Here is a 14,122-nt window from a genome sequence, read left to right on the forward strand (position 1 = left end):
CGCATGGCCGCCAAGGCACGGCTGTCGCAGGCCGGCGTCGAACAGCGGCGGCAGGCCGTCCTGCGCTATGTCGCCGACCACGGCGCCCTGCGCATCGACGCGCTCGCCGACCGCTTCGACGTCAGCTTGATGACGATGCACCGCGACCTCGACGACCTCGCCGCCCGCCATCTGCTGCGCAAAGAGCGCGGCCGGGCCGTGGCCTTCCCCGCGCTGACCATGGAGACCGCCACCCGCTTCCGGGAGGGCGCGGGGCTGGCGGCCAAGACCGCGCTGTGTGCCGCGGTGGCCGGGCGGATCACGCCGGGCAGCACCGTGCTGATGGACGACTCCACCACGCTCTACCCGCTGGCCGGCCTGCTGGCCCGGCGGGACCCGGCCGACGGGATCACGGTCCTCACCAACTCGGTCGGCCTCGCCCAGCGCCTGGGTGCGGTGCCCGGCGTGGACGTCACCCTGCTCGGCGGCCGGTACCACGGCGAGTTCAACTCCTGCACCGGCCCGGAGGTCGGCGGCGCCCTCGCCCGGCTGCACGCCGATCTGGTGCTGACGTCAGCGACCGCCGTCCTCGACGGGCGGCTGTTCCATCCACTGCGGGAGTACGTCGAGGTCAAGGAGGCCATGCTGGCCGCCGCCGAGGAGGCCGTACTCCTCGTGGACCACGCCAAGTTCGGCAAGCGCGCCACGTACGCGTACGGCACCGCCGCCCGTTACGGGACGGTTGTCACGGACACCGCCACCCCCGCCGGGGAAGTCGCCGCCCTACGGGCCACCGGGGCCGCCGTACAGGTCGTCCGGTCGAAACCGTAGCGCTCCGGTCAGATCCGGCGGCACTGCGGTCAGATCCGGCGGCTGCGGTCAGATGCCGTCCGGGGGCAGCGCGGCGACCCTGTCGAGGAGGCGGTTGACCTCGTCCAGGGCCTCTCGGCCGGTGTCCGACTCGCGCTGTCCGGGGTCGTCGAGGAATTCGGCGGTGCAGGCCATCAGCTGGTACATGGCGCCGATGGGCTTCAGGCCCCACGACGCGTTCAGCAGGATGTGGGTGATGATCCGGGCGGTGAGCCGGCCGCCGTTGTCGTCCCGGGCGAGGACCAGGGTGAGGGCGAGATTGCGGTCGGCGTCGTCCGGCTGCCACGTCCCGCCGAGATCGCGGGCGAGGGTGGTGGCCTGGGACCGGATGTCGGATGCCGCGTTCATGGTCCGACCGTGCCACACCACCGCCCGTGCGGGCGGACGCGTCGGACGGACCCCGGGGTGCCTCACCCCGCCGGGTGAACACGGCGGCCGTCCGGCGTACGGAGGGGGCCCGGCGGGGGAGGAAGGGGCCGGACCGGCGGGCACGCGGGGTGCCCGCCGGTGCGCGGACTACGGCTTGGGCAGGACGCAGCCCGGGCGGCTCAGGTCCAGCTTGTTGCCGGTGCCGAAGCACTTGGGTATCTCGTACGTCTCCTGGGCGTAGCCGATGCCGCGGCGCACGTTCACGCGGCCGTTGGCGTCGACCTCGCACGGGTTGTTGAGCGTGCAGCGCTGGCCGCTCTCATTGATCGTGTTGTTGACGGCCGCCACCTTGCCGGAGGCGACGTCGATCACCGGGGAGCCCGAGGTGCCGCCGATGACGTTGCACGGGGAGGTGTAGCGGACCGAGTCCTTCCAGGTCCAGTCGCCCTCCTTCAGCCGGTAGGCGAAGCCGTCCACGTTGCAGTTGTAGGTCTTCTTCCAGTACCCGGACACGACGGCGATGGCGGCGCCCTTGACCGGGTGGGTGGTGGCCATGTCCAGCGCCGTGATGCCGTAGCGCTGCTTTATCTGGGCGTAGGTGGAGGAGAGTTCGTAGAGCGAGACATCGGTGTCGGTCATCGTGCCGTAGACGACCTTGGTGGCGCGGACCGTGCCGAGGTTGCCGGCCGAGGCGCTGAGCACGGTGAAGCTGCGGCTGGAGGGCTGGTCGACGATGACCTCGCCCGCGTCCGGCATGCCGCTCTCCAGGCAGTGGCCGTTGGACAGGACCAGGGCCGGATCGTTGTCGGTCGAAGTGGGCATGCGCACGATCGATCCGGAACAGTTGCTGAGCGCCACGGTGCCGGCATAGTTCACGGCTCTGGGGATCGCCTTGGCCGTGGTGGCCGTGGCGTCCGTGATCGTGGCCGCGCCGGCGGTTCCGGCGGTGCCCACGAGGGCGGCGGTACCCAGGACGGCCGTGGCCAGGGCACCGACGAGAGGGCTTTTCATGTGGGGGTCCTCTCAGAATCTGTGGCCGAAGTTCCTTCGGCTTTGACGTGCGCATTGTTGGGGCAACTGAGGCTGCTGGCAACAACTTCGCCATAACTGGAAGGAGCCGCTCCGGGTTCGGGCGGCGGGCGGCCGGGGCGGGGGAGCACCTGGGGGCGCCCGGGGCGGGGCGGGCGGAGCCCGGGCGGCGCACGCCGCAGTGCGGATCGGCATGCCGGGGGCGCGCGTTGCCGGAGCGTGCCGGTTTCCGCCCCGACTCCTTTTTCGTCCGTACGGTTCGCCGCCGCCCCGATTTCTCATCCTTTTCTCACGAACGCCACCGGCGCTGCCCGGCGATACCGCGCTGACCTGTGCAGGAAGGCGACTTCAGGAAGTTCGTCGACGTTGTGGACATGGGGCAGGTGTGGTGTCGTACGCTAAACTCCGCGATCCGTTCGCGCATTTCCCGTCGTTTACCGTGAAACTCGGACAGGCTGCCGCCGCACCGTCGTTAAGGACCCGGATGCTTTACGCCGCGCCAGAACACCCTCCCGGCCCGCAGGGGGAGGCGCGGCGGCCCAGACTGCGTGTCCTCGACGGACTGCGGCTGCTGGCCGCCCTGATGGTCCTGGCTTATCACTACATCACCCTGCGCGACGGCTGGGGCGACGACCCGAACGCTTTCTCCCCGGTCGTCTACCACCTGTCGGAGTACGGCTGGCTCGGCGTCGAAGTCTTCTTCCTGATCAGCGGATTCGTCATCTGTATGAGCGCCTGGGGGCGTTCCCTGGGCGATTTCGTGACATCCCGCGTCTCCCGTCTCTATCCGGCCTATTGGGTCGCCGTACTGCTGACCGCGGCGGTCCTGACCGTGTGGCCGAACGTCCGCAGCGCGGACAACTGGGAGACGGTGCTGACGAATCTCACCATGCTCCAGCAGGGGGTCGGCGTCCCCGACGTGGACGACGCCTACTGGACGCTGTTCATCGAGCTGAAGTTCTATCTGCTGTTCGCGATCGTGGTGTTCCGCGGGGTCACCTACCGCAGGTGTGTGCTGTTCTGCGGCCTGTGGACGGTGGCCGGCGTGGTGGCGCTGAAGTCCAACAGCGACCTGCTGTCGGTGTGGGCCATAGCGCCGTACTCCCCGTACTTCATCGCGGGCATCGCCTTCTACCTCATGCACCGTTTCCGGCCCACCGTCCTGCTGTGGGCGATCGTCGCGGTCTCCTTCCTGCTCGCCCAGCACTATCTGCGCGGGCGGCTGGTGATGAATCTCGGCGCGAAGGCGGACATGGCGCACGGCTGGCCGGTACGCCTGGCCGTGCTACTGGCCTTCGCGCTGATGGCCGCCATCGCGCTGGGGTGGTTCGACAAACTCCAGTGGCGCTGGCTGTCCACCGCCGGATCGCTCACCTATCCGCTCTATCTGCTCCACATGTATGTCGGTTTCACCCTTATCGACCTGCTGCGCAGCCGGGTGCCCGCGGCCGTGCTGCTGCCCGGGATCGTGGCATTCATGCTGGCCCTTTCCTGGGCGGTGCACCGGCTCGTGGAAAGGCCGTTGGGCAAGAAACTCCGGGTGTCCATGCAGAAGAGCGTGGAGGAAATGCGATTCCACTCGCGGGGCAGAATGTCCGGCGCGCCACCGGCGAAACAACGGGAAATCATCCGCGAGGAGCGGAAACCCGATCCGGAATTGCTGCACTGACGACCGGGGCGGCCGTCGGGCCCGTGGGAAACTCTGGCCCCGTACGTCCCGCGAGCCGTTTCGCCATCCCTGATCACTCGTTGACATGGGTGCCGTCCGTGCCGGCGGAAGAATGCCGGGCGCGGCCGGTATTCCACGGGCGAGGGAGGGAAGACGTCAGGAATGAGCGGTGAGATGTGGGCGGTCGTGGTGATCGTCGCGGTCCTGCTGGCGGTGATGGTCGGCGCGGCGATCGTGCTCCTGGTCAAGGTGGTCCGTGCCCGCGCCGTCCTGCGCGAGGCGGGCGTACCGCTGGAGAACAAGCTCGCGTACTGGGGAGCGCTGCTCTATGTGCTCTCCCCGGTCGATCTGCTGCCCGACCCGGTCCTCCTCGACGACATCGGGGTGCTCCTGCTGGCCCTGCGCTCGCTGCACGCGGCGGCCGAAGCGGCGGGTGTGGGCAAGGGGAAGCGGTCGCCGTCGTCGCGGGAGATCGAGGCGGATGTCTGAGGGGTACGCGTACGGTGCCTGACGGGTACGCGTACGGCCCCGGCCGCGTCGTACGGCGTCCACCGCCCCACCGGCTTCACACCCGCGTCGTACGGCGCTCACCGCCCCACCGACTTCACACCCGCCCGGCCGCCTCGCACGCCGCCACGCGGGCCAGTACCCCGGCGTCCCTGGCCAGCTCCGGAGGCAGCCGGGTCGAGCGGCGCAGGCGCGCCCGTGCGAGCTGGTCGGCGGCCAGGTAGCCGTGGTCCGACAGCGGCACCGTTTTGAGGTCCGTGTTCTCCAGATCGATACCGCGCAGGTCGGCGGCCTCCAGCTCCGCCTCGCTCAGGTCGGCGTAGAGGAAGTTCGCCCCCCGCAGGTTGGCCCTCGTGAGGTCGGCGCCTTCGAGGTCGGCCTCGGTCAGATCGGCGGCCTGGAGGTTCGTGTCCCGCAGGTCCGCGAACCACAGGAGGGCGTCGCGCAGGTTCGCCTCCTGGAGGTCGGCCTTCGCCAGGCGGGCGCGTACCAGGCCGGCGCCCCGCAGATTCGCCTCCCGAAGGCCCGCACCGGACAGGTCGGCATCGCGCAGCGAGGCCCCGCGCAGATCCGCTTCCCGCAGGTCCGCGCCCCCGAGGTCCACTCTCTCGAAGTTCATGCCGCGCAGGTCCGCCCGGCGGAAGTCGATGCCGCGCAGGTCCACGCGCTCGTCGGGCAGCTCGCGTGCCGGGCGGCCGGAGATCACGGCGAGGGCGGTCCGGAGGTCCTCGGGCAGCGGGTGGGCGTGGCCGGGCCCGGCCCGGTCCGCGTCCTGGTGCCCGCCGGTCCCGTCGCCGGGGGCCGCGTTGTGCGTACGGACGTACGCCGCCAGCACGTTGACGACCGTCGGATGGTCCTTGCGCGAGTCGTGCATGATGCGTTGCAGCGCGTAGATCCCGCCCAGCCGCTCGGTGAGGTTCGCCGAGCCGAGCAGCTTGATCGCCTCCACGTACCGGTCGGTGACCTGCCCCTCCCGCGCGATCTCCGCCTGTTCCCGGTCCTTCTCCCGGGTGTGCTGGAGCGTGCGGTGGGTGTAGAGGAGGCCGGCCGCCGCGATGAGCCCGGCCCCGAGGGCGACCAGCGCGGTGCGGAAGCCGGTGATGACCACACCGTCGGCGGCCTGGAGATCGCGGGTGCGCAGATGGGCCCCGTCGATCCACCAGGGCCCGTACCACAGGAGCTGGACGTAGCCGACGGCGACGGCGGCCAGGAAGGCGAGCAGGAGACACCGCTTGACCGGCTTCATGCCGTACATCATGGCCATGACGGGACGGTGGCGACCGGAATTCCTCCGAAGATCGGACCCAACTGCCCTGCCCCGTGAGGCTATTTCCGCTGCTGCGTCGCCCGCGCCACCGACTCCCGCTCGATGAACTCCGTGGGCAGTGTGGTGTGTTCGGGGCGGTGGCCGCCGCCCTGGACGCGGGCGATCAGGGACCGTACGGCCGTGGCGCCCAGCTCCTGGACCGGCTGGGCGACGACGCTGATCCGGGGACGCAGGGCGCGCGCCCAGTCGGTGTCGTCGAAGGTGACCACGGACAGGTCCTCCGGAACACGCAGTCCCAGCTCGCGCGCGGCGGACAGGACGCCCAGCGCGATCAGGCTGTCGGTGGCGAACACGGCGGTCGGCGGCTCGGGGGAGTCCAGCAGGCCGCGGGCGAGCACGGCCGGGTCCTGGCCGTGGAAGGCGCCGGTGCGCAGGTACGTTTCGGTGTCCTCGACGCCCGCCTCGCGCAGCGCGGCGCGGTAGCCCTCGATACGGGCCAGGCCGGTGGAGCCGGGGTCCACCGGGTCGTCGGTGGCGTCGTTGCCGACCAGGCTGACCAGGGCGATGCGCCGGTGCCCCATGGCGAGCAGGCGGCGGACCGCGTCCCGGGCGGCGCCGTGGTTGTCGACGGTGACGGAGTCCAGGCCGAGGCGGGGCACGCGGCGGTCGAGGAGCACGACCGGGCAGCCGCCTTCGTGCGCGGCGCTGAGGTGGCCGGTGTCCGTGGTGGAGGCGGGGGCGACGATCAGGCCGTCGACGTGCTTGTCGCGCAGCGTCTTGACGGCGGCCCGCTCGGCGGCCGGGTCCTCGTCGGTGTTGGCCAGCAGGATCTGGTAGCCGGCGGCGCGGGCGGCGTCGGTGATGCCGCGGGTGACGCCCGCGAAGAACGGGTTCTGGATGTCGGCGATCACCGCGCCCAGGGTGTGCGTCCGGCCGGTGATCATGGAGCGGGCGAGCTGGTTGGGGCGGTAGCCCAGCTTCTCGGCGGCGGCCCGTACGCGTTCGCGGGCCTCGGGGCTGACGGAGCCGTAGTCGGCCAGGGCCCGCGAGGCGGTGGAGCGGGAGACGCCCGCCTCGCGGGCGACGTCGGGGATGGTGGCGGGCCGGTGCGGGCCGCTGCGTCGGTTCGTCGTCATGGCGCCGCCAGGCTATCGGCTGTGCAGGGGTATTGACGCTCCGCCCACGACGGTGGGAAGGTTCCCAGCATTCCCGATGGGAACGTTCCCAATCTCGCGTCCAGGGGCGTTCCCGGTCTGCATTGGGAACGTTCCCAACCTGCTCGGAGAGGATCCGCGTGACCACCGCAACCCTGCCCCTCAAGCCCATCACCGAGGACTTCAAGGAGGCCGTGGCCTTCGCCCTGAGCCAGCACGAAACGGCCCGCGCCTTCGTGGCCGAGGTCGTCGAAGGCGGCCTGCGCAATGTCTTCCTGGTCGGCTGCGGAGGCTCGCTCACCGCCTCCTACCCGGTGCACTTCCTGCTGGAGACCCGCGCCGGCTTCCCGGTCTTCCACATGAACAGCGACGAGTTCAACCTGCGCAAGCCCGCGCTGCTCGGCGAGGGCTCCCTCGTCCTGGTCTCCTCGCACACCGGCACCACCAAGGAGACCGTCGCCGCCGCCCACTACGCCAAGTCCACCGGCGCCAAGGTCGCCGCGCTGACCCGTGACGACGACAGCCCGCTGGCGCAGGCCGCGGACATCGCCTTCACGTACCGCAGCGAGGACACCGTCGTCGCCCCCAAGGGCGTGCTCTTCGGGCAGCTCGCGTACGCGCTGCTGGAGAAGACGGGCGTGGAAGGCGACTACGCGGCCATCCGCAAGGCGTACGAAGCGCTGCCCGACGCCCTCTACACCGCCCAAGAGGAGGGCGAGGCGCTCGCCCACTCCATCGCCACCGCACTGGCCGACGAGCCGGTGACGTACGTGCTCTCCGCGGGCCCCAACTACGGCGCGGGCTACGGCTTCACCATGTGCTACCTGATGGAGATGCAGTGGAAGCACGGCGGCAGCTACCACGCCGGTGAGTTCTTCCACGGCGCCTTCGAGGTCGTCACCGAGGACCAGCCCGTGATCCTCTTCCTCGGCGAGGACGCCACCCGCCCGATGGCCGAGCGCACCCGGCGGTTCCTCGACAAGTACACCCGCAAGGCGCATTACGTCGACTCCCGGATCTTCTCGCTGCCCGGGGTGCCCGAGGAATTGCGCGGGGACATCACGCCCATCGCGCTGGACGTCTTCGGCACCCGGCTGGCCCGCCACTACGAGTCCGTGCGCGGCCACGACCTGGACAAGCGCCGCTACATGTTCCAGGTCGAGTACTGAGTCCGCTCCGTACCCGCCCGGCCCGGCGCGTGCCCGCGCGCCGGGCCGGCCCCCACCGGAGCCAACTGGAGGAAAGAGCGGTATGCGCATCTGCGGACTCGGCGACAACGTCGTCGATCGCTACCCCCGGCGCGGACTGATGTACCCGGGCGGCAACGCCCTCAACGTCGCCGTGCACGCGGCACGTTGCGGCGCCGAGGCCGCGTACCTCGGCGTCACCGGCAGCGACGCGGCGGGCCGGCACGTACGGGCGGCCCTGGCGGCCGAAGGCGTATCGACGGAACGGGCCCGTATCGCCGCGGGACCCAACGCCTACGCGACCGTCCACCTCGACGACGACGGCAACCGCACCTTCGGCGACTGCGACGAGACGATCTCCCTGTTCACCCTGGACGACGCCGACCTGCGCTGGCTGCGCGGCTTCGACCTGGTGCACACCGGCGACTGCAGCGGCATGGAGGAGCAGTTGCCGCGGCTGGCCGCCGCCTGCCCGGTGAGCTTCGACTTCTCGGACCGGCCCTGGAGTTACGCCGAACCGCTGCTGCCCTTCGTACGCAGCGCCGTCCTCTCCCGGCCCGACGCGGACGAGGACGAGGCCGCCGGGCTGCTGGCCCGCGCGCACCGCCTCGGCGCGAAGCTGGCCGTGGTGACGCGCGGCGCCCGGGGCGCGCTGCTGTCGTACGGGGGCACCACGCACCACCAGCCGGTCGTGCCCGTCCGGGCCACCGACACCCTCGGCGCCGGCGACTCCTTCATCGCCGCCCTGCACCTCGCCCTCCACCGGGGCCGCCCACTCGCCGACGCGGCCGGGTACGCCGCCACGTATGCGGCGGCCGTCTGCACCCTGCCCGGCGCCTTCGGGCACCCCCTCGCCCTGGACGGCGCGCACCCCCGCGACCCGTCCCGATGTCCCTGACCAGTCCCTTCCCGCCCGGAGTTCCCCGCCAGGAGAGCCGATGCGCCGCACCTCCACCGCCGTCGCCGGCCGCCTGCTCGTCGCCCTGCTGACCCTGCTGGTCAGCGGGTGCGGGCAGGTCCCCGTCCGCGTCACCCCGAACGACTTCGCCCTCGACGGGCCCCCGCGCGGGCACCTCACCATCCTGGAGAAGTGGGCCGACCCCGAGTACGCGCCGTATTTCCAGAGCGCGGTCCGCGCGTACGAGCGCCGGAACCCGGGTGTCACCATCGACCTCCAGGCCGTCGGCGACCAGCCGTACAAGGACCGCATCGCGGTGCTCGCCGCCTCCCGGGAGATGCCGGACATCTACTTCACCTGGCCCGGCCGGTACGCGCGCAAGTTCGCCGACGGCAAGCTGGCCGCCGACCTGTCGGAGCCCCTCAACGGCACCGCGTGGGGCCGCACGTTCGAGCCGGGCGCGCTGAACGCCTTCACCTTCGACGGGCACCGGTACGGGGTGCCGCTCGACATGGACGCCAAGGTCTTCGCGTACAACAAGGAGATCTTCGCCGCGGCCGGGGTCGGGCGGAAGCCGCGAACCTTCCCCGAACTGCTCGCGGCCTGCGACCGCATCGCCGCGGCGGGCCACACCCCGCTCGCCTTCGGCAACCAGTACGGCTGGCCCGCCGGGCACCTGCTCACCCAGTTCAACGCCATGGAGGTGCCGCCCGCCGTCCTGGCCAGGGACTACGACGGCGACGGGGGCGACGGTGCCTTCACCCACCCCGGCTACGAACGCGCCTTCAACGACCTGGCGCAGCTCAAGAAGCGCTGCATGGGGCCGTCCGGTACGAGCATGAGCCACGAGTCCGCGCAGAACCGCCTGTTGTACGGCAAGGCCGCGATGCAGTATCTGGAGACGCTGGAATTCTCCTACCTCAGTACGAAGGGCGGCGCCCCGGAGAAGTTCGCGAAGAACTGGGACTTCTTCACCATGCCCGCCATCCCGGGCGCCGCGGGCTCCGCGCGCGCCGTCGCCGGGGGAGCGGACGGCCTGCTGGTCGCCAACTCCTCGCCCAACAAGGCGCTCGCCGTTGACTTCCTCAAGTTCCTGACCAGCCCTGACCAGGCCCGCAAAGTGGTCCGCGACCTGGGCTGGCTGAGTGCGGTCAAGGGTACGGCGGACGCCGCGCGCCTCAAGGGGCTGTCCGAGGCGCAGCGCACGCTCGCGAGCAAGGACATGGCGCTGTGGCTCGACACCCGGGCCGACGACAAGATCGTCAATCCGTATCTCTCGGCGGCCGAAGCGGTCCTCGGCGGCCGGGCCACCGCCGCGCAGGCGGTGCGCCAGGTACGCGAGGGCGCCCGGCAGGCGCACCGCTTCCGCGTCCGCGACTGACCCCCGTGACCGCTCCCCGTACACCCCGACGTCCCGAAGGAGGTGCCGCCGTCATGCAGCGACGCCGATTCCGCCACGCCCTGTACGCCGCCCCAGCGCTCGCCCTGATCGCTCTGTTCGTCTACTACCCGATCGTGGAGAACATCCGCCTCAGCCTGTTCAAGTTCAGCGTCTTCCAGCCCGGCATGCGCTACGTCGGCCTGGAGAACTACCGGCAAGCCCTCCAGGACCCCGTCTTCTGGAAGGCCCTCGCCAACAACCTCTGTTACGCCGTCACGTCGGTCATTTTCCAGGTCGGCGCGGCGCTCGTACTGGCCGCCATCCTGGAGGCGGTCATCGGACGGCGGCTCCGCGGGCTGCTGCGTACGGTCTACTTCATCCCCGCGGCCGTCTCCATGACTGTCGCCGGCCTGCTCTTCCAGTTCCTCTACCAGCCCGACGCCGGGCTCATCAACAGCGCGCTGGACACCCTCGGCCTCGGCCGCTTCGCACACGACTGGCTGGGCGACCCGGACACCTCCATCTGGGGCGTCATCAACATGAGCCAGTGGCAGTCCTTCGGCTACACCACGATGCTGCTGACGGTCGCCGTCCAGCGCATCCCGCGCGAGCTGTACGAGGCGGCGACGGTGGACGGCGCGGGCCGTATCCGCACGTTCTTCGCCGTCACCGTCCCGATGGTCCGCGAGATGACGACCCTGCTCGTCATCCTCACCGTCTCCGGCGCCTTCCTCGTGTTCAACGAGGTGATGGTGATGACCGGCGGCGGGCCCTCCAACTCCAGCCAGACACTGGGCACGTGGCTGTACGCCAGTGCCTTCACTGGCGACGACATGGGGTACGCCGCAGCCGTCGGCACCGTCATGTTCGTCATCACCTTCGTGGCCGGCGCCGTCCAGCTCCTCCACTCGCGCCGGAAGGCGGTAGCGGCATGACCCTGACCCTGCACAAGCCCACGCCCGCGGACGCCCCGCCGACCGCTCCCGCCACGCGCCGCGGGCCCGCCCGCTCCGGTTCGGCCGTGCTGCGCGTCCTCACGTACTGCGGACTCGCCGCGCTCGCCGTCGCCGTCGTCTACCCGCTGTGCTGGATGGCCCTGTCCGGCCTGAAGACGAACGGGGAGATCTTCTCCGACCCGTGGGGGCTGCCCGCGCACCCCGACTGGGGCACCTACGCCGACGCGTGGCACCAGGGCGTGTTCGGCTACCTGCTCAACAGCGCGCTGGTCACCGCCGCCAGCGTCCTCGCCGTCGTCCTGATCAGCGCCTGGGCCGCGTACGGACTGACCCGCCTCGCCATCCCCTGCTCCCAGCCCGCGCTGCTGCTCGTCCTCGGCGCCATGATGCTCTCGCCGACCGTGGCGCTGGTCCCGCTGACGCAGCTCCTCCAGGCGCTGCACATCTACGACACGTACTGGGCGCTGATCGTCCTCTACACCGCCTTCAAAGTGCCCTTCACCACCTTCCTCATCCGCGCCTACCTGCTGGGGCAGCCGGTGGAGGTCGAGGAGGCGGCGCTGATCGACGGGGCGAGCCGCTGGCAGACCTTCTGGCGCGTGGTCGTCCCGATGGCCCGCCCGATCCTGGTCTCCGCCGCGCTCCTCCAGGCGCTGTTCTCCTGGAACGAGTACGCCTTCGCGCTCGTCTTCATCACCGACGACCACCTCAAGACGCTGCCCGTGGGGCTCGCCGACATGGCCGGGCGCCTGAACTCGGACTGGCCGATGCTCTTCGCCGGTCTGACCATCGCCGCGTTGCCCATGATCGTGATCTTTCTGGTCGCGCAGCGGCACTTCGTCCGCGGCCTGTCCGAGGGGTTCGGCAAGTGAGCGACGGGGGCCCGGTGCGGCGGTGCCCTGGTGACGGTGGTGCGGCGCACCGGCGCCGGTGATCGTGCGATCGCGGCGTCACCGTTGCAGGATGTTGCCATGCTGCTGGCCCGACTCGCACGTGTGTCCGGGGAGGTCGCCGCCACCTCGGCGCGGTCCCAGAAGATCAAGCTGCTGGCCGAGCTGTTCCGCCAGGCCGAACCGGACGACGCGCCGGTGGCCATCGCGTATCTCGCCGGGCGGCTGCCCCAGGGGCGGATCGGGGTCGGCTGGAGCGTGCTGCGCCACCCCGTACCGCCCGCGGACACCGCCACGCTGACCGTCCTCGGTACGGACGCGGCCCTGACCGCCCTGGCCGCCGTCGCCGGACCCGGCTCGCAGGCCGAGCGGCTCCGCCTCGTCCAGGAACTGCTGGGCGCGGCGACCGAGGAGGAGCAGCGGTTTCTCGTCGGCCTGCTGACCGGCGAGGTACGGCAGGGCGCGCTCGACGCCATCGCCGCCGAGGCGATCGCCGCGGCGGCCGAGGTGCCGGTCGCGGACGTACGGCGGGCCGTGATGCTGGCCGGGTCCCTGGAGGAGGTCGCCCGCGGCCTGCTCGCCGAGGGCCCCTCGGCGCTCGCCGAGTTCCGGCTGACGGTGGGGCGGCCCGTCGGGCCCATGCTGGCGCACGGCGCGAAGTCCCTGGCCGAGGCGGTCGACAAGGCCGGCCGGTGCGCCGTGGAGGAGAAGCTGGACGGCATCCGGGTACAGGTGCACCGGGACGGCTCGTACGTACGGATCTACACCCGCACCCTCGACGATGTGACCGACCGGCTTCCCGAGATCACCGAGGCCGCGCTGGCCCTCGACGCGCCGTGCTTCATCCTGGACGGCGAGGTCATCGCCCTCGGCGACGACGGCCGCCCGCTGCCGTTCCAGCAGATCGCGGGCCGCTTCGGCTCCCGCGTGGACGTGGCCGCCGCCCGGGCCGCGCTGCCGCTGTCCCCGGTCTTCTTCGACGTACTCGCCGTGGGCGATCAAGACCTTCTGGACCTGCCCGGCGACCGGCGGCACGCGGAACTGGTCCGGCTGGTCCCGGAAGAGCGGCGGGTACGGCGCATGGTGGTCGAGGACCCGACCGACACCACCGCACGTGAGGCCGCCGAGGCGTTCTGGACCGAGACGCTGCGACGGGGCCACGAAGGCGTCATGGTCAAGGCGCTGGACGCGCCGTACAGCGCGGGCCGCCGCGGCGCCGCCTGGCTGAAGGTGAAGCCGGTGCACACGCTCGACCTGGTGGTGCTGGCCGCCGAATGGGGCCACGGCCGCCGCACCGGCAAGCTCTCCAACCTCCACCTCGGCGCCCGCGGCCCGAACGGCACGTTCGTGATGCTCGGCAAGACCTTCAAGGGCCTCACCGACGTCATGCTGACCTGGCAGACGGAACGTTTGCGCGAGCTGGCCGTGGACGAGACCGGCTACGTCGTGACCGTACGCCCCGAGCTGGTCGTGGAGATCGCGTACGACGGCCTGCAGACCTCGACCCGCTACCCGGCGGGTGTGACGCTGCGGTTCGCGCGGGTGGTGCGCTATCGCGAAGACAAGGCGGCGGCCGAGGCGGACACGGTTGAGACGGTGCTTTCCGCGCATGATCGGCCGGTGCCGGACGCGCTTGCCGATGCGGGTCCGGGGGAGGGGCCGGAGGCTTCCGGGGAGCCGGGGCGCGAGGGGTGATCCAGGGCCTGCAGACCTTCCCCCGCTACCTGGCGGGCATCACGCTGCGTTTCGCTATCGCGAAGGCGAGGTGGCGGGCGAGGCGGACACGATCGGGACGGTGCTTGCTGCTCATGACCGGCCGGTGTCGGACGGCCCGGCCGACGTGGGTCCGCCGGACACCTCCAAGGAGCCGGGTCGCGACGGCTGATCCGGAGGCCCCCAGGCGTATGCGGCCCGCCGGAGCCCCGGATGTCCGCCCTGCCCGTTTGCTCTGGCACTATGACGGGAC

13 protein-coding genes are annotated in these 14,122 nt (G+C 71.3%); 9 read left to right on the forward strand and 4 right to left on the reverse strand.

All coding sequences use genetic code 11. The features are described 5' to 3' along the window. Window positions 1-3 precede the first annotated feature (3 nt). Window positions 4-810, forward strand: coding sequence for a DeoR/GlpR family DNA-binding transcription regulator (locus tag CP984_RS37560; RefSeq protein WP_030177641.1), 807 nt, complete (start codon window positions 4-6; stop codon window positions 808-810). 48 nt (window positions 811-858) lie between these two features. On the opposite strand, the gene CP984_RS37565 is transcribed toward CP984_RS37560, so the two are convergent. Further along, window positions 859-1,197: a hypothetical protein gene (locus CP984_RS37565; RefSeq protein WP_003985289.1), complete on the reverse strand. Its 339-nt coding sequence runs from the start codon at window positions 1,195-1,197 to the stop codon at window positions 859-861. Between the two features lie 168 nt (window positions 1,198-1,365). After that, window positions 1,366-2,229 carry a S1 family peptidase gene (locus CP984_RS37570; protein ID WP_003985290.1) on the reverse strand — a complete coding sequence of 288 codons (864 nt, stop codon included), beginning with the start codon at window positions 2,227-2,229 and terminating at the stop codon, window positions 1,366-1,368. 502 nt (window positions 2,230-2,731) lie between these two features. Between CP984_RS37570 and CP984_RS37575 the strand changes: the two genes are divergently transcribed. Both CP984_RS37575 and CP984_RS37580 read left to right on the forward strand, forming a co-directional pair. Continuing rightward, window positions 2,732-3,916, forward strand: a complete 1,185-nt coding sequence (locus CP984_RS37575; protein WP_003985291.1) for an acyltransferase family protein — start codon at window positions 2,732-2,734, stop codon at window positions 3,914-3,916. Between the two features lie 162 nt (window positions 3,917-4,078). Next, the gene (locus CP984_RS37580; protein ID WP_003985292.1) at window positions 4,079-4,405 is read left to right on the forward strand and encodes a YkvA family protein; all 327 of its coding nucleotides are present in this window, start codon (window positions 4,079-4,081) and stop codon (window positions 4,403-4,405) included. Between the two features lie 115 nt (window positions 4,406-4,520). On the opposite strand, the gene CP984_RS37585 is transcribed toward CP984_RS37580, so the two are convergent. Both CP984_RS37585 and CP984_RS37590 read right to left on the reverse strand, forming a co-directional pair. After that, window positions 4,521-5,687: a pentapeptide repeat-containing protein gene (locus CP984_RS37585; RefSeq protein WP_003985293.1), complete on the reverse strand. Its 1,167-nt coding sequence runs from the start codon at window positions 5,685-5,687 to the stop codon at window positions 4,521-4,523. A 62-nt stretch (window positions 5,688-5,749) separates the two neighbouring features. Beyond that, complete coding sequence (locus tag CP984_RS37590) at window positions 5,750-6,826, reverse strand: LacI family DNA-binding transcriptional regulator (protein WP_030177635.1); 1,077 nt, start codon at window positions 6,824-6,826, stop codon at window positions 5,750-5,752. 158 nt (window positions 6,827-6,984) lie between these two features. On the opposite strand from CP984_RS37590, the gene CP984_RS37595 reads away from it, so the two are divergent. From CP984_RS37595 to CP984_RS37620, 6 genes are all read left to right on the forward strand, one after another. Then, window positions 6,985-8,013, forward strand: a complete 1,029-nt coding sequence (locus CP984_RS37595) for an SIS domain-containing protein (protein ID WP_003985174.1) — start codon at window positions 6,985-6,987, stop codon at window positions 8,011-8,013. Between the two features lie 82 nt (window positions 8,014-8,095). Continuing rightward, complete coding sequence (locus CP984_RS37600) at window positions 8,096-8,929, forward strand: PfkB family carbohydrate kinase (protein ID WP_003985173.1); 834 nt, start codon at window positions 8,096-8,098, stop codon at window positions 8,927-8,929. Window positions 8,930-8,969: 40 nt separating this feature from the next. Beyond that, window positions 8,970-10,310 (forward strand): ABC transporter substrate-binding protein, encoded by a 1,341-nt coding sequence (locus CP984_RS37605; RefSeq protein ID WP_003985172.1) that lies wholly within the window; start codon window positions 8,970-8,972, stop codon window positions 10,308-10,310. 53 nt (window positions 10,311-10,363) lie between these two features. Further along, a complete protein-coding gene (locus CP984_RS37610) occupies window positions 10,364-11,245 on the forward strand; it encodes a carbohydrate ABC transporter permease (RefSeq protein ID WP_003985171.1) in 882 nt (293 codons plus the stop codon). Beyond that, entirely contained in the window at window positions 11,242-12,138 is an 897-nt protein-coding gene (locus CP984_RS37615; RefSeq protein WP_003985170.1) for a carbohydrate ABC transporter permease, read from the forward strand. Before CP984_RS37610 ends, CP984_RS37615 begins: the two co-directional genes overlap by 4 nt. 99 nt (window positions 12,139-12,237) lie before the next feature. Next, a complete protein-coding gene (locus tag CP984_RS37620) occupies window positions 12,238-13,851 on the forward strand; it encodes an ATP-dependent DNA ligase (protein ID WP_003985169.1) in 1,614 nt (537 codons plus the stop codon). The last annotated feature ends 271 nt before the right edge of the window (window positions 13,852-14,122 follow it).

The organism is Streptomyces rimosus (assembly GCF_008704655.1).
Taxonomy (GTDB): domain Bacteria; phylum Actinomycetota; class Actinomycetes; order Streptomycetales; family Streptomycetaceae; genus Streptomyces; species Streptomyces rimosus.